At 58.7% G+C, this 17,601-nt stretch carries 12 protein-coding genes; 7 read left to right on the forward strand and 5 right to left on the reverse strand.

What is annotated here, in order from left to right; all coding sequences use genetic code 11:
* Positions 1 to 22: 22 nt before the first annotated feature.
* The 3 genes from ACR0DX_RS08435 to ACR0DX_RS08445 all read right to left on the reverse strand — a co-directional run bounded on the left by ACR0DX_RS08435 (position 23) and on the right by ACR0DX_RS08445 (position 6,572).
* Positions 23 to 3,460, reverse strand: coding sequence for a pyruvate carboxylase (locus ACR0DX_RS08435; protein ID WP_480845762.1), 3,438 nt, complete (start codon positions 3,458 to 3,460; stop codon positions 23 to 25).
* A gap of 124 nt (positions 3,461 to 3,584) precedes the next feature.
* Complete coding sequence (locus ACR0DX_RS08440) at positions 3,585 to 4,742, reverse strand: alpha-hydroxy acid oxidase (RefSeq protein ID WP_480845764.1); 1,158 nt, start codon at positions 4,740 to 4,742, stop codon at positions 3,585 to 3,587.
* Positions 4,743 to 4,781: 39 nt separating this feature from the next.
* Complete coding sequence (locus ACR0DX_RS08445) at positions 4,782 to 6,572, reverse strand: sensor domain-containing diguanylate cyclase (RefSeq protein ID WP_480845766.1); 1,791 nt, start codon at positions 6,570 to 6,572, stop codon at positions 4,782 to 4,784.
* A 179-nt stretch (positions 6,573 to 6,751) separates the two neighbouring features.
* On the opposite strand from ACR0DX_RS08445, the gene ACR0DX_RS08450 reads away from it, so the two are divergent.
* Positions 6,752 to 9,145 carry an ATP-dependent helicase gene (locus tag ACR0DX_RS08450; protein WP_480845768.1) on the forward strand — a complete coding sequence of 798 codons (2,394 nt, stop codon included), beginning with the start codon at positions 6,752 to 6,754 and terminating at the stop codon, positions 9,143 to 9,145.
* Positions 9,146 to 9,148: 3 nt separating this feature from the next.
* Here ACR0DX_RS08450 and ACR0DX_RS08455 read toward each other — a convergent pair whose 3' ends face one another.
* Together ACR0DX_RS08455 and ACR0DX_RS08460 are read right to left on the reverse strand one after the other, a co-directional pair.
* Complete coding sequence (locus ACR0DX_RS08455) at positions 9,149 to 9,439, reverse strand: DUF1330 domain-containing protein (RefSeq protein WP_170352542.1); 291 nt, start codon at positions 9,437 to 9,439, stop codon at positions 9,149 to 9,151.
* Positions 9,440 to 9,924: 485 nt separating this feature from the next.
* The gene (locus ACR0DX_RS08460) at positions 9,925 to 10,149 is read right to left on the reverse strand and encodes a DUF1127 domain-containing protein (RefSeq protein WP_170352543.1); all 225 of its coding nucleotides are present in this window, start codon (positions 10,147 to 10,149) and stop codon (positions 9,925 to 9,927) included.
* A 903-nt stretch (positions 10,150 to 11,052) separates the two neighbouring features.
* Here ACR0DX_RS08460 and mraZ point away from each other — a divergent pair.
* The 6 genes from mraZ to ACR0DX_RS08490 are packed head-to-tail and all read left to right on the forward strand — an operon-like array spanning position 11,053 to position 17,597.
* The gene (gene mraZ, locus ACR0DX_RS08465; protein ID WP_170352544.1) at positions 11,053 to 11,556 is read left to right on the forward strand and encodes a division/cell wall cluster transcriptional repressor MraZ; all 504 of its coding nucleotides are present in this window, start codon (positions 11,053 to 11,055) and stop codon (positions 11,554 to 11,556) included.
* Between the two features lie 4 nt (positions 11,557 to 11,560).
* Positions 11,561 to 12,553 carry a 16S rRNA (cytosine(1402)-N(4))-methyltransferase RsmH gene (gene rsmH / locus ACR0DX_RS08470; protein WP_480845771.1) on the forward strand — a complete coding sequence of 331 codons (993 nt, stop codon included), beginning with the start codon at positions 11,561 to 11,563 and terminating at the stop codon, positions 12,551 to 12,553.
* The gene (gene ftsL / locus ACR0DX_RS08475; protein ID WP_170352546.1) at positions 12,550 to 12,918 is read left to right on the forward strand and encodes a cell division protein FtsL; all 369 of its coding nucleotides are present in this window, start codon (positions 12,550 to 12,552) and stop codon (positions 12,916 to 12,918) included. The genes rsmH and ftsL overlap by 4 nt, the downstream gene beginning before the upstream one ends.
* Complete coding sequence (locus ACR0DX_RS08480; RefSeq protein WP_170724334.1) at positions 12,915 to 14,702, forward strand: peptidoglycan D,D-transpeptidase FtsI family protein; 1,788 nt, start codon at positions 12,915 to 12,917, stop codon at positions 14,700 to 14,702. The genes ftsL and ACR0DX_RS08480 overlap by 4 nt, the downstream gene beginning before the upstream one ends.
* Before the next feature lie 22 nt (positions 14,703 to 14,724).
* Positions 14,725 to 16,206, forward strand: coding sequence for a UDP-N-acetylmuramoyl-L-alanyl-D-glutamate--2,6-diaminopimelate ligase (locus tag ACR0DX_RS08485; protein ID WP_170352548.1), 1,482 nt, complete (start codon positions 14,725 to 14,727; stop codon positions 16,204 to 16,206).
* The gene (locus ACR0DX_RS08490) at positions 16,203 to 17,597 is read left to right on the forward strand and encodes a UDP-N-acetylmuramoyl-tripeptide--D-alanyl-D-alanine ligase (protein ID WP_170352549.1); all 1,395 of its coding nucleotides are present in this window, start codon (positions 16,203 to 16,205) and stop codon (positions 17,595 to 17,597) included. Before ACR0DX_RS08485 ends, ACR0DX_RS08490 begins: the two co-directional genes overlap by 4 nt.
* Positions 17,598 to 17,601: the final 4 nt, after the last annotated feature.

Below are 17,601 nucleotides of genomic sequence, written 5' to 3' on the forward strand. Positions count from 1 at the left end.
GTTGGGAATTAAACTAGATCGTTCACTCAAGTTCGACCAGTAGGTCCTTAGCGTCAATCTGGCCGCCGGGCTGCACGTGGATCGCCTTAACGGTCGCGTCACGCTCTGCGTGGATGCCAGTTTCCATCTTCATGGCTTCGATGGTCAGCAACAGGTCGCCTTCCTTCACCTCTTGTCCGGCAGTAACGGAAACGGTTGCGACGACGCCGGGCATTGGTGCACCGATGTGGCCGGGGTTGCCGGTTTCAGCCTTGGGGCGCGTCTGTGTCGACGACGTGACAAGACGGTTCGGCACTCGAATTACACGCGGTTGGCCGTTGAGTTCAAAAAAGACCTTCACTTCACCTTTTTCGTCGGTCTCACCAATAGCCTGACACCGAATTTCCAACGTCTTGCCGGGGTCGATCTCGGCCGTGATTTCTTCGCCCGGTTCCATTCCATAGAAAAATGTGCGCGTGGGCAGGGTACGAACCGGACCATAGGTACGGTGGCGGCCCATATAATCCAGGAAGACCTTGGGATACATCAGATACCCGTTCAGATCCTCGTCATCGACCTCTTTGCCTTCCAGTTGCTTCGACAGCTCGGCGCGGGTGGCTTCAAGATCGACGGCAGGCACGTCCTTGCCGGGGCGGTCCGTATTAGGGGCCTCGTCCTTGAGGACCTTCTGGATGATAGTGTCTGGGAACCCGCCCGGAGGCTGGCCCAGGTTGCCGCGCATCATATCCACGACTGAATCAGGGAAGGCCACATCCGTATCCGGGCTTTCCACGTCATCGCGGGTCAGGCCCTGGCTGACCATCATTAGCGCCATGTCACCAACCACCTTGGACGATGGTGTCACCTTGACGATATCGCCGAACATCTGGTTCACGTCGGCATACATCTGAGCGACCTCATGCCAGCGTTCCTCCAGCCCCAAGCTGCGCGCCTGCGCCTTGAGGTTGGTGAACTGACCGCCGGGCATTTCGTGCAGATAGACTTCCGAGGCCGGAGCCTGCAGGCTGGATTCAAAGGCCGCGTATTGGCCACGAACTGCTTCGAAGTAGTCACTGATCTCGCGGATGGCCTTGATGTCCAACCCGGTGTCACGCTCTGTGTGGCGCAGCGCCTCGACCACGGTGCCCAGCGTCGCCTGAGAAGTGTTGCCCGAAAAGCTGTCCATCGCGCAATCCACCGCGTCCACGCCCGCCTCGGACGCGGCCAGAATGGTGGCGCTGGCGATGCCCGCGGTGTCGTGCGTGTGGAAGTGGATCGGCAGTCCGACCTCTTCCTTCAACGCGCGGATCAAGATCTTGGCCGAGGCCGGCTTCAACAAACCAGCCATGTCTTTCAGGCCCAGAACATGCGCCCCCGCGTCGCGCAGCTCTTTCGCCATGCCGACATAGTATTTCAGGTCATATTTGGCGCGATCCGGGTCCAGAATATCACCGGTATAACAAACGGTGCCCTCACAGATTTTGCCGTTTTCAACGACAGCATCCATGGCCACGCGCATGTTCTCGACCCAGTTCAGCGAGTCAAACACCCGGAACACATCGATATTCTGCGAAGCCTGACGGACGAATTCCTGCACCACGTTGTCGGGGTAATTGGTATAGCCAACCCCGTTCGCACCGCGCAGCAACATTTGAGTCATCAGGTTCGGCATCGCTTCGCGCAGGTCACGCAGACGCTGCCACGGGCATTCCTGCAGGAACCGATAGGCCACATCAAAGGTCGCACCGCCCCAGCATTCGACGCTGAACAGCTGCGGCAGGTTGGCCGCATAGGTCGGTGCCACCTTGATCATGTCGATCGAGCGCATCCGGGTGGCCAACAGCGACTGATGCCCGTCACGCATGGTGGTGTCGGTGATCAGCAGCTGGCGCTGCGCTTTCATCCAGTCGGCAACAGCCTGCGGACCTTTCTGTTCCAGCAGGTTGCGGGTGCCCATCTGGGGTTCCCCCTTCAACGCGGGGGGCTTGGCCTCTTTCAGGTCGGCGCGGGGTTCGGGACGGTCCTTGGTCTCGGGGTGCCCGTTCACGGTAATATCCGCGATATAGGTCAGAACTTTGGTGCCCCGGTCGCGGCGCCGCTTGAAGGCAAACAGGTCCGGCGTCGTGTCGATGAACTTGGTGGTGTATTCGTTCGACAGGAAGGTCGGGTGCTTCAGCAGGTTGATAACAAAGTCGATATTGGTACTGACACCGCGAATACGGAACTCGCGCAGCGCCCGGTCCATCCGCGCAATCGCAGCCTCAGGCGTGGGCGCCTTGGCCGTGACCTTGGTCAGCAACGAGTCGTAATAACGCGTGATCACCCCGCCCGCATAGGCCGTGCCGCCATCCAGACGAATGCCCATTCCGGTGGCCGAGCGATAGGCGGTGATGCGGCCATAATCGGGGATAAAATTGTTCTGCGGATCTTCGGTCGTGATCCGCGTCTGCAGCGCGTGACCGTTCAGACGCACGTCGGACTGGCTGGCAGCACCAGTTGCTTCGGCCAGGGTTTTGCCCTCGGCGATCAGGATTTGCGCCTGCACGATGTCGATGCCCGTGACCTCTTCGGTGACGGTATGTTCGACCTGTACGCGGGGGTTCACCTCGATGAAGTAGAACTTGCCGGTTTCCATATCCATCAGGAATTCGACCGTGCCCGCGCATTCATAATTAACGTGGGCGCAGATTTTGCGGCCGAGTTCACAGATTTCCGCGCGCTGTTCGTCAGACAGATAAGGGGCAGGGGCGCGTTCCACGACCTTCTGGTTCCGGCGCTGAACCGAGCAGTCGCGTTCGTACAGGTGGTAAATCTCACCGTGCTTGTCGCCCAGAATCTGCACCTCGACATGTCGGGCACGGGTGATCATCTTTTCCAGATAGCCTTCTCCATTGCCAAAAGCGGCCTCGGCCTCGCGGCGGCCTTCCAGTACCTTTTCTTCCAGCTGTGCCTCGGATTCGATCGGGCGCATCCCGCGTCCGCCTCCGCCCCAGCTGGCCTTCAGCATCAGCGGGTAACCGATCTCGGCGGCCTCTGCGCGGATCGCGTCCATGTCATCGCCCAGAACCTCGGTTGCCGGAATGACCGGAACGCCAGCTGCAATCGCAACGCGGCGGGCGCTGGCCTTGTCGCCAAGGGCGCGCATGGTTTCAGCTTTCGGTCCGATGAAGGTTATGCCGTTCTGCACACAGGCATCCACGAAATCGGGGTTTTCCGACAGCAGGCCGTAACCCGGGTGGATCGCGTCTGCGCCGCATTCCTTGGCGACGCGGATGATTTCATCTATCGAAAGATATGCAGCCACCGGGCCCATGCCTTCGCCAATGCGATACGCCTCATCCGCCTTAAAACGGTGCAGGCCCAGCTTGTCCTCTTCGGCGAAGACAGCGACGGTGCGTTTGCCCATCTCATTGGCTGCGCGCATCACGCGAATGGCAATCTCGCCGCGGTTGGCGATCAGGATCTTGTTGAAGTCGGTCATTTGCGGTCCCGGTCTTTATGGTTTGGCCGTGTTCATAAGCGGACAATACGCGCACGTATATCAGTCGTTCTGGGTAGAACCGGCATGTTAACGCTCGCAAACGCCCTATGTTGGCGCTAACGTATTACACGTGCCGCGCCGCAGCATCAATCTGAGATATCGCAGGTGGCAAGTGATCTAGAGATTCTGCCCCTAGCTGACCCATATTCGCCAGCAGATCCTGCCGCAGAATGTCTATCGCATGGTCAGGGCCATCGACGCCTAGGGCTGCGAGAGCATACATGAAACCACGCCCAAGCATGACCAAATCTGCGCCCAGTGCTTTCGCGCGCAGAATATCCAGCCCCCCTTCGATGCCGCTATCGAGTATCAGTGGCAGATCTGTCGCGGCACGAATGGCTGGTAGCGCCTCGATACTTGCGGGGGCGGCGTCGAACTGTCGACCACCGTGATTGGATATCCACAAGGCGTCGACACCCGCCTGTTTCAGCGGTTCAGCATCCTCGGCACGCATGACCCCTTTAACTATGAAAGGACCATCCCACGCATCGCGCAGCCATCTGACATAGTCCATGTCCGGCGACGTACGCAGTAGATACCCAACATGCGCTGTCGGAGGGAGATTGCTTGAATCGTCGGTGTATTTGTCCAATGTGCGCATCCGCGGTGGCCCACTACGCGCCATGGCAAGGGCCCATGCAGGCCGCTGCATGATTTGTGCCAGCAAGCGGGGGGTCAGCCTGGGTGGGTTCGTAAGCCCCGAACGGATTTGTCTTTCCCGTCGAGACGCCACCGGCACGTCCGCAGTCATTACCAGCGTGGAAAATCCGGCAGCTTTGACCCGGTTGAGCAAATCCATGCGGATGTCTGGGTCCTTTGGGGGGTAGAGTTGAAACCACGCGTCATCCCCGATGTGGCCGTCCAGGTCTTCGGGGCTTTGGGTCGCAACGTTTGACAGGGTGAAAGGCAGGCTTGCCGCCGCGCAGGCCCGTGCCAAAACCCCCTCGGCGTCGGGCCAGATCAAGCCCGCCATTCCGATCGGAGCTACACCAAACGGGAGCGGGTAACGTTTCCCCAAAAAATCGGTGCCGGTGTCGCAAGATATCGTTCCGTGCAGGATTGAGGGCAAAAAGCGAATACGATCCAGGGCGGCGCGGTTTCGGTTCAGAGTCGCTTCGACTCCGGTACCGCTGTCCAGGTATTCCCACACGAAATGGGGGATTCTGGTTTTGGCCCGACGCTTCAGATCTTCGATGCTGGGGTATCTGCTGTGCAAATCCATACGGATTGATCGTGGTTGGCGTCTGATTCGGCAAGAAATTTAGGACTTTGCGCTAATTTTGGCGATGGAAGGTGTTGTAACGCCAGTCTGATCCCCGCGCCCAGAGCTCGGATCAACCTTTCCGGCAACCTGAACCTGATTGCGGCCCTTGTCCTTGGCCTCATACAGCGCATCATCTGCCGATCGCATAAGATCTTGCGGCATGGTTCCATGCGCTGGATAATTGGCGACACCCACAGAAATCGTTATGCGGGGCAGCGATTTTTCACCGTACCGCACGGTAATACCCTCAACCGCCTGGCGCAGCTGTTCAGCTCGGGTCATGGCATCTTCCGGAGTATTGTCGGGCAGGATCAGCATGAACTCTTCCCCGCCGATCCTGCAGGCGATCTCATCCCTGTCACACCCTTGTTCCAACGCCGATCCAACGGAACGCAAAACCATATCTCCGGCGTCATGGCCATGAGTGTCGTTGAACTTTTTGAAATGATCCACGTCCACTGCAATCAGGCTGAGCGGAGCGCCTGTTTGCTGGCTGCGGCTAATGGACTTGCGCAACGTCTCGGTCATATGGCGCCGGTTGAACAAGCCGGTCAGCGGGTCCCGCACTGACTGGTCATGCAACTGGTCGCGCATCCGAACGTTGGCGATTGCCATGCTGATTTGCTCTGCACATAGCTGCGCCAGTTTGCGGCTTTTGTGAAAGCACTTGTCGCGACCTTCCAGCGCCCGCAGATGCAGCAGACCAACCGTTTCGCCGTGGGCCAGAATCGGGAAGCAGAAGTAAGGACGGCCATCATGGGGCTCGGCATGTTCACATACAAAGTCAATCTCGGACGCACCGAATTCATAGGTTCGCCCCCGACGCAGGCCCCAGCATCCTTCGGGGTGGATGTGAGACTTATGCGTGCCACCATTCCAACTGGCACACCCATCCAGCACATCGCGTGAGTTCGAGTATACATACACACTGCCCTCTGACTCGGGCAGGATGTGGGTCATAAAACGCGAGACCATGTCGAACAGCTCGTCCAGAGACCGGCTGGATTGCAGCCATTCATTCAACTCGCCCAGCAAACGGACTTCTCGGGCCAAACGCAGTTGTTCGTCCATAAGCTCACGTTCCTTGGCTGCGCGCCCGCGAAGGCTTAGAACCTGACGGCGGTTAGAGCGGAACACGACCAATGTCACGACACTGAACGCAAGAAGGGCAACAGTGCTAAGAATAAACAGAGACAGTCGCACGCGATCTATGAACAGGTTCCTGACATCTGTAATGTCCGAATAGAACTCAATCGCGCCCAGAAAACGACCGTCTCGAATGATCGGAGTGTAGATTTCGGCAACGTGGCGTGTTTGCGGGCCCGAGGCGTGAATAGCGTCGCCATCGAAATCCTCGACCTCGGACAAAGGTTTTTCTTCGTGTTTATAGTAGATATTGCCCTGTTTGATTACGGTGTCAAAGTACGGTTTGGAGTTCACTGACCCTAGGTCGGAGGACCGTGAAGACCAGAAGACGCGACCATCTGCGTTGAACAGTTTGAAACGATAGATGTCGGATGTTGCAGGCAAAAGCTCAAGAAACTCCTGATCATGGCCGCCGACGAAACCTGTTTGGAACGTGGCATGAACATCCTTCAGGTGCGATGTCACTTGTTTGCCGAGCTGCGTAGCTTCTTTTCTCAGGTCCGCTTCAAGCATACGGTCCACGACAGGAGCAGGAACAGCGTATATTCCCCAGCCAGAAAACGCGGTCAGGGACAAAAGCGTCAGCACAATGGCCGCCAATTTCAGCCGATATGACCAGCCTGGTTTAAGTTTTTGTTCCATGATCGCGCTCCCACAGCTTTGAATTCACTATCGGGTGCGCTTTTTGAGCAAAGGTTAACGCGGGCCGGCAAACTGCAGAGCTGTTGAATAGAATTGCTTCTAGTTCAAACGGTAATTCTTGGCGAACAAGGGGTGAACAAACCCTTTCCCTCTGGCCTTATTCGGCGTAGTTTGGCACGATGAGCAGTTTCGATGAAATGGACGCCTTTGAAGGCGCATCCCTGTCCCAGCGCGCCATGGTTGCGCGCCCCGCACCTTATCTTGATGAACTGAACCCGGCGCAGCGCGAAGCGGTTGAGCGTCTGGATGGGCCGGTTCTGATGTTGGCTGGGGCGGGGACCGGCAAAACTAAGGCACTCACGGCGCGGATTGCGCATCTTCTGACCAAGGGGCAGGCGCGGCCGAACGAGATTCTGGCCGTGACATTCACCAACAAAGCCGCGCGCGAGATGCGTGATCGCGTGGGTCGCCTTTTGGGCCAACCGGCCGAGGGGATGCCGTGGCTGGGCACGTTCCATTCGATCTGCGTCAAGCTTCTGCGCCGCCATGCGGAACTGGTGGGTTTGAAATCGAACTTCACCATTCTGGACACGGATGATCAGCTGCGCCTGCTCAAGCAGTTGATCAAACTGGCGAATATTGACGAGAAACGCTGGCCCCCGCGAATGTTGGCCGGGATCATCGACGACTGGAAGAACCGCGCGCTGACGCCCGACAAGGTGCCCGCCGCCGATGCGGGGGCGTATAACAGCAAGGGTATTGAGCTTTATGCCCAATACCAGACCCGCCTGCGCGAGCTGAACGCCGTCGATTTCGGCGATCTGCTGTTGCACATGGTCACGATCTTACAGCAGCACGAGGATGTGTTGCAGCAATATCAACGTTGGTTCCGCTACATTTTGGTGGACGAGTATCAGGATACCAACGTCGCCCAATACCTGTGGCTGCGGCTGCTGGCCGGGGCGCATAAGAACATTTGCTGCGTGGGCGATGATGATCAGTCGATCTATGGCTGGCGCGGGGCCGAGGTGGGCAATATCCTGCGGTTCGAAAAGGATTTCCCTGGCGCGTTTGTGGTGCGGTTGGAGCAGAATTACCGCTCGACCCCGCATATTCTGGCGGCTGCGTCGAACGTCATTCGCGGCAATGAAAACCGTCTGGGCAAAGAGCTGTGGACGGATGCCGAAGACGGCCACAAGGTCAACCTGATCGGCCATTGGGATGGCGAGGAAGAGGCCCGCTGGATCGGTGAAGAAATCGACGCGCTGCAGGGCGGCACGCGCGGGATTCGTCCGATGAACCTGGATGAGATCGCGATTCTTGTTCGTGCCTCGCACCAGATGCGCGCGTTTGAGGATCGGTTTCTGACCATCGGTCTACCATATAAGGTGATCGGCGGGCCTAGATTCTATGAGCGGATGGAGATCCGCGATGCCATGGCCTATTTCCGGTTGGTGGTCAGTCCCGGAGACGATCTGGCGTTCGAGCGGATTGTGAATACGCCCAAGCGCGGTTTGGGCGACAAGGCGCAACAGACGATCCAAATGACCGCACGCGAAAATGGCGTGTCGCTGGTCGATGGGGCACGGATTGCGGTCGACAATGGGCTGATCAAGGGCAAAGGCGGCAAGGCTTTGCGTGAGCTGATCGAGGGGCTGGCGCGCTGGAATGCGATGACGCGCGGGCCGCGGATCGAGGTCGAGGATGATACGGTCATCGACGACGGCGCGCCGCTGCGGTTTGGTGAGCCTGAAGTGTCGCATATCGAACTGGCGCAGATCATTCTGGATGAATCCGGCTATACGTCCCACTGGCAGAATGAAAAGACGCCCGAGGCGCCGGGGCGGTTGGAAAACCTCAAGGAACTGGTCAACCAGTTGGATAATTTCGAGAACCTGCAGGGGTTCTTGGAACATGTCAGTTTGGTCATGGACAATGAGCAGGACGGCGACGGGGCCAAAGTCTCGATCATGACGCTGCACGCGGCCAAGGGGTTGGAGTTCCCTGCCGTGTTCCTGCCAGGATGGGAGGATGGTCTGTTCCCCTCGCAGCGGTCGATGGACGAATCCGGCCTCAAGGGTTTGGAGGAAGAACGGCGGCTGGCCTATGTGGGCATCACTCGCGCGGAAGAGGTGTGTACGATTTCCTTTGCCGCCAACCGGCGTGTCTTTGGGCAGTGGCAGAACTCGATGCCGTCGCGGTTTATCGACGAATTGCCTGAAGATCATGTGGAGGTGCTGACACCTCCGGGCCTTTATGGTGGCGGGCAGGTGGCGGCCAGTATCGAAACCCGCGCGGCAGAGGCGAATGTCTACAACTCGCCGGGCTGGAAGCGTATGCAGGCACGGCAGGGGCAGTATGGGATGTCGCAGCCCCGCGAAAGCCGCAACACTGTGATCGATGCAACCGCGGTGGCCAGTTTCACGCTGGGCGAGCGGGTGTTTCACCAGAAATTCGGATATGGCGCCGTGATCGACATCGAAGGTGACAAGGTCGAGGTTGATTTTGACAAGGCCGGGGTAAAGAAAGTCGTCTCGCGCTTTCTGTCGGCCAAGGATGACGTGCCGTTTTAAAGGTCACAACCCATCAACAAGCACCAGATTTGTCGACGCTGTGTTCTGCCTGATCTTTGCCAGCGCCACATAGTCCGGGTCGTTTTTCCACGCCTCGGCGGCCTCCATGCTGGGAAACTCCATCAGGACAATGCCGTCCTTTTCCCATTCTCCTTCGATCACTTCGACCGGTTTTGACGAAACGGTCAGCAATCGCCCGCCGTGGCGGTCGAATATCTCCAGGAAACCCTGAAGGTAGCCTTGATAACCTTCGGGGTCGTGAATGGAAATCTGGGCGATGAAATAAGCAGGCATGGAACACTCCGAAACAGCGCGTCCCCATAAGCTTACAATTTCTGACTGATAAAGAAAAACGGCGGTTTCCAGGGAGGAGGAGAGGAAACCGCCGTTCTTTGCAACATCAAGGCAGGGAGGAGGAGAGCCCCGATGTATCCGAACCCGGGTTTGATCCCGGTATGTCAAAGTCGCGGCGACACCAGGGAGGAGGAGAGGTGTCGCCGCGCTCTTGCAACATCGAGACAGGGAGGAGGAGAGCCCCGATGTATCTGTTTCCGGGTCTGATCCCGGTATCTGTAAGACGCGGCGACGTCAGGGAGGAGGAGACGTCGCCGCGCGCTTTCAACACCGAGAAAGGGAGGAGGAGAACCCGGTGTGTCACGTTCCGGCATTCAGGGCCGGTATAATCTGCGGCGGCATCAGGGAGGAGGAGAGATGCCGCCGCTGAAATACAGGTCCTAAAGGGAGGAGGAAGGACCTGATCTCGGTATGTCGTGTTGCGCTTAACGCGCGACGTATTCTTCGGCCGCTTGCAGTGCAAGGCGGCGGATCATCGACCGGTGCAGGCCCAGATCGGCCAGCTCGCGGTTCGACAGATCAGACAGTTCGTTGACCGTCTGACGATAGATGCGATAACGGGCGTACCGGGTTTTTGCGGCTTCAATCAGAGAAGCCAGGCCGGTTGCCGGTGCGCCTTTGAGCGCGGTCTGGTGTGTTACTGCTGCCATTTGCTTAACCCGATATGTCTCGTTGCTGCCGGATCGTTCCGGCGTTTGCTTGAGACTGAAGATAGGCGAATGCTGCGATTGCACAATAGCTCACGTCGTCAATGCTGCTATGCGGCAAGTGCATAGATATCAAAGCGTTGTAAGATATCCGCCAAAAGTGCCTTAAAAATAAGGGTTTTCACGATTTACAGTTTTCGCCACAAGTGTCACCTTGATTTCTTACGCATTAAGTTTGCCCCAACTTTCATCGCTATTTCCTGAAATTTGTGCGCTTTGAGAGCGCCCTCGCTCATTGAAAAAGAGAAGAATCTTTTGGGGGAGGGGTAAATGGGAAACCATGGGTCTTTCTGCAGACGATGATAATCAGCTCGTTTTCAGACGCTGATTCGCGGTTTTTAGGGTGTGTTTGAATGGCGATTACCCAAGAATCCGCGCTTTAGGGTAAAAAGTTGGGAAATCGTGGGACATGGTGGGTTCAGCTCATATTTATCTATATGTCGTGGCAAAACGCGATCTGAATACTTTTTGTGGTACACTTTTCCTGTTTGCGTCTATTGAATTCCTCCTTATATTGGGCCTTCCGTGATGGTATGCCTGAATTTTTTATTTGATTTCCATGAATTCCCATGGCATCCCTTATTCATCCGATGAGGACGAGGCACATGGGGCACCAAACGACCCCGAACCAATAAAATTCAGGTTTCATACAGGCATCTCGCTTTCATCAATCAAGAGATCCGGCGCGCGGGCGAGCAGACATCCCCCCAGGTGGCGCGCGCAGCTGGACTTCCCGCTCAGCGGGCCAATGCGGCGGGTTGATCAGTGGCAGCAGATCAACCCGCCGTTTTTCATCCGGGGGGAACGTGAAGTTCAAGTGGGGCGCAAGCGAAAGGGACAGTCGTCTTGGCGCGCAGGTTCAGAGGTGAAAGCCACCACAAGGTGGATACGAAGGGCAGGGTGTCGATCCCGGCCTCATTTCGCCGTGTGCTTGAAACTTCGGACCCGAACTGGCAACCCGGTGATAACCCTGAGCTTGTGATCGTCTACGGCGATCATCGTCGAAAATACCTTGAATGCTACACAATGGAGGCGATCGACGAGGTCGACGCCAAGATTGATGCTTTGCCGCGCGGATCTATGCAGCGCCGGATGCTGCAACGCATGTTCCACGGTCAGTCCCATCCGACCAACGTTGATGAAACGGGTCGTCTGGTACTGCCCGCCAAGCTGCGCAACAAGATCGATCTGGAAGGCGAGGCTTTCTTTATTGCCGCCGGCGATACTTTCCAGATTTGGAAGCCCGAGACCTATGAGGCTGAAGAGCTGGCAAAGGCGGAAGAGTGGTTGGACGATCTGCCCGATGACTTCGACCCGATGGTCTATCTTGATGGCGTCGAGGGGGCGTAGCGGCATGGCCGACGCTCTGACCCCTTCGGACAAACCTCATATCCCTGTTTTGCTGCGCCCATTGCTGGCGGCCGTCGCTCCGGTCTCGGGCGTATGGTTGGATGGCACGTTCGGTGCCGGTGGGTACACAAAAGGTTTGCTTGAGGCGGGGGCTGAGAAGGTTATCGGTGTGGACCGCGATCCGTTGGCCTTTGAAATGGTCGCGGATTGGGTTGGTGACTACGGCGACCGATTGGTGATGCAACCCGGTGTGTTCTCACGCATGGATGAGTATGCACAGGATTTGGACGGAGTTGTGTTGGACCTGGGCGTGTCCTCGATGCAGCTGGATCAGGCCGAGCGTGGGTTTTCCTTCATGAAGGACGGCCCGCTGGATATGCGGATGAGCCAAGAAGGCGAAAGCGCTGCAGATCTGGTCAATGCCGCGTCCGAGGCGCAGTTGGCTGATATCCTGTTTCACTTTGGAGAAGAGCGCGCCAGCCGCCGCATTGCCAAGGCCATCGTCAAGGCGCGTGGGGAGGAGGCGATCACGACGACCCTGCGTTTGGCTGAGATCATCGAATCCTGCCTGCCGCGCCCGAAGCCGGGTCAATCGCACCCGGCAACGCGAAGCTTTCAGGGTCTGCGAATTGCGGTAAATGCGGAATATGAGGAACTGTTTCAAGGTCTTATGGCCGCCGAGCGGGCTTTGAAGCCCGGCGGACAACTGGCAGTGGTGACGTTTCATTCTATTGAAGACCGTATGGTCAAACGGTTCTTTCAATCGCGCTCGGGAAAGACCGGGCGCGCCAATCGTTACGCGCCTGAAATCGCGCAGGACTTGCCGCAATTCACCTTGAAAACGCGCAAGGCGGTAGGGCCGGACGATCAAGAATTGCAGGAGAATCCGCGTGCGCGCTCGGCCAAGTTGCGTGTTGCTGTGCGGACCGAGGCTCCGGCGGGGGAAATTGAGGCCCGCGCCATTGGGATGCCGCAAATTGGGGGAAGGGCAAAATGAAGAGTGTATTGTATGTGATGACTGCGCTTTCGGTATTTGGGTTGGCTTTGTGGGCCTATCAGGAAAACTACCGCACGCAGCAGGTTGTTAAAGAGACACAGAAGCTGCAGCGTGAGATCGGCATGGCGCAAGTTCGGCTGGCGGTTCTGAATGCAGAATGGGCCTATCTGAACCGCCCGGACCGGTTGCGTGAACTCGCCGACCTGAATTTCGAGCGTCTGGGCCTGCTGCCTCTGCGCGCAGAACAGTTTGGGCGGGCTGACCAGGTCTCTTATGCCGAAGATCCCGATCTGCCGATCGTTGATCCGATCGAACTGCAGGCGATCACGAACATTCAGGCGTTTGGCGAGGTGCAAATCCCATGACCCGGACACCGCTGCGCCCCTTAGCCCGTATCCTTGACGCCCGCGCCCGCGGCGAAAACCCCAAAGCCATCGAGCGCGAAAATATCCGCCAGCGTCACGAAGACATGAAAGACCGCGCCCGCGCCCGTGCTGAAGGGCGCCTTTTGGTTTTGGGCCTGTTCTTTTTCTGTGCGTTTTCGGTAGTTGGTTTTCGCATGGGGATGCTCGCCACCTCCGAGGCGCAAGAGCCGCTGGCCAGCGCGCCCGGTGCCGCCATCGCCATGCAGCGCGCCAATATCGTCGACCGTGAAGGACGCATTCTGGCGACCAATCTGGACACATACTCGGTCTATGCGCAGCCGCCCTTGATGATCGACCCTGAAGCCGCCGCTGATCAATTGGTTGCGATCTTCCCCGATCTTGAAAAAGAACGTCTGGTCAAGGATTTCACCGGCAATCGTAAATTTCTGTGGATCAAGAAACGCATCTCGCCCGAGCAGAAGCAGGCCGTCCATGACATCGGCGACCCCGGCATCCTTTTCGGCCCGCGTGAGATGCGACTTTATCCCAACGGCAAGCTGGCCGCGCATATTCTGGGCGGCTCGGGCTTTGGTCGCGAAGGCGTCAGCGCCGCCGAGGTAATCGGTGTCGCGGGCGTTGAAAAGCAATTCGACGATTATCTGCGTGATCCGGCTAACGGCAACAAACCTCTTCAACTGTCTTTGGACCTGACTGTTCAGGCGGCGGTCGAACAGGTTCTGTATGGTGGCATGAAAATCATGAACGCCAAGGGGGCCTCGGCCGTTCTTATGAACGCCCATACGGGTGAGGTCGTTTCGGCAGCCTCGTTGCCGTCTTTTGACCCCAATGACCGCCCCCGCCCGCCAACTTCGGGGTTTGATCCCTCGGACAGCCCATTGTTCAACCGCTACGTGCAGGGCGTGTACGAGCTGGGCTCGGTCTTCAAGATTTTCACGGCGGCGCAGGCGGTTCAGCTTGGGCTGGTGAATTCCGAGACGATCATCGACACGTCGGGCCCGATGCGGATCGGTCGCTTCCCGATTGGCGAGTTCAACGGCAAAAATTACGGCAAGATCAGCGTGGCGGATGTGATCGTCCACAGCTCGAACCGGGGAACGGGGCGGCTGGCGCTGCAGATCGGCGCAAAACGGCAGCAGAATTTTCTGCGTTCGCTGGGTATGTTCGATCCGACCCCGTTTGAAATTGTCGAGGCCAAGGGCGGCGAGCCTTTGAAGCCCAAGAAATGGGGCGAACTCAGCACGGTTACGATCTCTTATGGCCATGGTCTGTCGACAAGCCCGATGCATCTGGCGGCGGGCTATGCGGCGATTGCCAATGGCGGGCACTATGTCAGCCCGACGATCCTGCGCAAAAATGGGCCTCAATACGGGCCGCGCGTGATGTCTGACAGTGCAGCGCAACAGGCGCAGCGGATGTTGCGCAAGGTTGTCACCGACGGCACCGCCAGTTTCGGCGATGTTGCAGGCTATGACGTGGCGGGAAAGACCGGCACGGCTGATAAGCCCAAACCACGTGGCGGCTATTATGATGACAAGGTGATTTCCACCTTCGCGACAATCTTTCCGGCCTATGATCCAAAATACGTGCTGATCGTTACGCTGGATGAGCCATCGATCGTCGCCTACGGCGAAAAGCGCCGCACGGCTGGCTGGACAGCCGTGCCCGTTGCTGCCGAGCTGATCGGGCGCATTGCCCCGTTGTTGGGGTTGCGACCTCGGCTTGAGCCTGAAGCGCGCGCTGCTATAACGCTCACCTCAAATTAGACCGTCCGACAGAGGGTAGGGCATGGGCACAAGACCAAAAACACTCAACCAACTGGCCCTGACCGCACGCGGAGGCGCGAATCCCGAAATCACCGGTCTGGCCGTAGACAGCCGCGAGGTGCAGGAGGGCTTTCTGTTCGCTGCCTTGCCCGGCACACGGGTCCATGGCAGCGCGTTCATCCAATACGCCCTGCGCATGGGCGCGGCGGCGATCATGACGGACGCCGAAGGGGCCGAGATTGCAGCCGATGAACTGGCCGCTTCAGACGCGGCCTTGGTCGTTGTCGAAGACCCGCGTCAGGCGCTGGCCGGTTGTGCCGCACTATGGTTTGGCGCGCAGCCACAGACCATTGTGGCCGTGACCGGGACCAATGGAAAAACCTCGATCGCCACATTCGTGCGACAAATCTGGATGGAGCTGGGCCACGCCGCCGTTAACCTTGGCACCACCGGGGTCGAAGGCGCATGGACTGCCCCTCTGGCCCACACCACGCCCGAGCCGATCACGCTGCATCGCTGTTTGTCCGAAGCTGCCGCAAATGGCGTGACCCATGCGGCGATGGAAGCTTCCTCGCACGGGTTGGAACAGCGCCGTCTGGACGGGGTCCATCTGGCGGCTGCCGGATTTTCGAATTTCACGCAGGACCATCTGGACTATCACGAGACGTTCGAAGCGTATTTCGCCGCCAAGGCTGGTCTCTTCGACCGGGTTCTGCCCCAGGACGGCACAGTCGTGATCAATATGAGCGACCCCAAAGGAGCCGAGGTCCGCAAGATCGCCAAGGCTCGTGGACAGGAGGTTCTGACCGTTGGTCTGGGCGATGCAGATCTGTGCCTGATGAACCAGCGTTTTGACGCGACCGGGCAGGACTTGCGGTTCTCGTGGAAGGGCAAAGTGTTCCAGACCCGCTTGAACCTGATCGGAGGTTTCCAGGCCGAAAACATCCTTCTGGCCTGTGGTTTGGTGATCGCGGGCGGGGAAGAGCCTGAACGCGTGTTTGAAACTCTGCCGCATCTGACAACCGTGCGCGGTCGAATGCAGCTGGCCGCAACGCGCCAAAACGGTGCGGCGGTTTTCGTCGACTATGCCCATACGCCAGATGCTGTGGCCACTGCCCTCAAGGCGTTGCGCCCGCATGTGATGGGCCGCCTGATTGCCATTGTTGGCGCAGGCGGTGACCGCGATGCGACCAAGCGGCCTTTGATGGGGCAAGCGGCTGCAAATCATGCCGACGTGGTTTTTGTCACCGACGACAACCCGCGTAGCGAAGACCCGGCCACCATCCGCGCCGCTGTTCTGCTTGGCGCGCCCGAGGCGACTGAAGTTGGCGACCGGGCCGAAGCGATCCTGCGCGGCGTCGATGCTCTGCAACCGGGCGATGCTCTGTTGATCGCGGGCAAGGGGCATGAGACCGGCCAGATCGTTGGCGATCAGGTTCTGCCCTTTGATGATGTGGAACAGGCCAGCATCAGCGTGGCCGCGCTGGACGGGAGGGTAGCATGACGCTCTGGACTGCGGCTGAGGCGGCCGAGGCTACCGACGGGCGTGTGACCGCCGACTGGGTGGTGAATGGCGTGTCGATTGACACGCGCACTTTGCAACCGGGCGATCTGTTCGTGGCGCTGAAAGCGGCGCGAGACGGGCATGATTTCGTGGCGCAGGCGTTGGAGAAGGGGGCAGGGGCCGCTTTGGTCTCGCGCATCCCCGAAGGCGTGGCCGAGGATGCGCCGTTGCTGATCGTCGACGATGTGCAAGCGGGGCTGGAGGCGTTGGGCCTAGCCGGTCGGGCCCGCACGGATGCGCGTGTGGTTGGTGTGACAGGAAGTGTCGGCAAGACTTCGACCAAGGAAATGCTGGCCAATATCTTGGAAGCGCAGGGGAAAACCCATGCAAGCGTCGCCAGCTACAACAACCATTGGGGCGTGCCGCTGACCTTGGCGCGGATGCCGCGCGACACCGAATTCGCCGTGATCGAGATTGGCATGAACCATCCCGGAGAGATCGCTCCGCTGACTCAGCAAACCCGCCCGCATGTGGCGTTGGTGACGACCGTGGCGGCCGTGCATCTTGAGGCGTTCGAGTCGGTCACGGGCATCGCCCATGAAAAGGCTGCGATTTTCGAGGGGCTGGAGCCCGGAGGCACAGCCATCGTGAACGCCGACATTGACGACGCGGATGTGTTGCGCAGTTGTGCGCAGGCTCAAGGGGCGGGAATCGTCGAATTCGGGCGGAACGCTGCGGATTATGTTCTGACGGATGTGGCGCAGACCGCCGACTCGGTCCATGCCTCTGCGGCGCTGGACGGGGCGCCATTCAGTTTTGACGTAAGGTCGGCCGGTACGCATTTCGCCATGAACGGGCTGGGTGCTTTGGCGACATGCGTTGAGCTGGGCGTCGATCTGGATCAGGCCATTGTCGGGCTGCGCCGGTGGTCTCCGGTCGCGGGCCGCGGCGTGCGCGAGACGCTGCTGCTGGCGAGCGGTGGGCAGATTGAACTGCTGGATGACAGCTATAATGCCAACCCGACCTCGATGGAGGCGGCCTTGGACGTTCTGGCCGCAGCGCAGGGCCCGCGTAGGATCGCGTTCTTGGGCGATATGAAGGAATTGGGCGCGCAGGAAACCGACATGCACGCGGCCATGGCCGATGTTGCGGCGATGGCGCATGTGGATCAGGTGCATTGCATCGGTCCGTTGATGCAGGCGCTGCATGATGCGTTGCCCGAGGGGAAACGCGGGCTTTGGACTGAAACCAGCGCCGAAATGACCTCGCATCTGCCGGATCTGATCCGCGCGGGCGATATCGTGCTGGCCAAAGGATCTTTGAGCATGGCGCTGGCGCGGATTGTTGACGGTTTACGGAAAATGGGGCAAGGGGGCGCGCTTGAGCCATGATCGC

Source organism: Ruegeria sp. D3 (genome assembly GCF_056534465.1).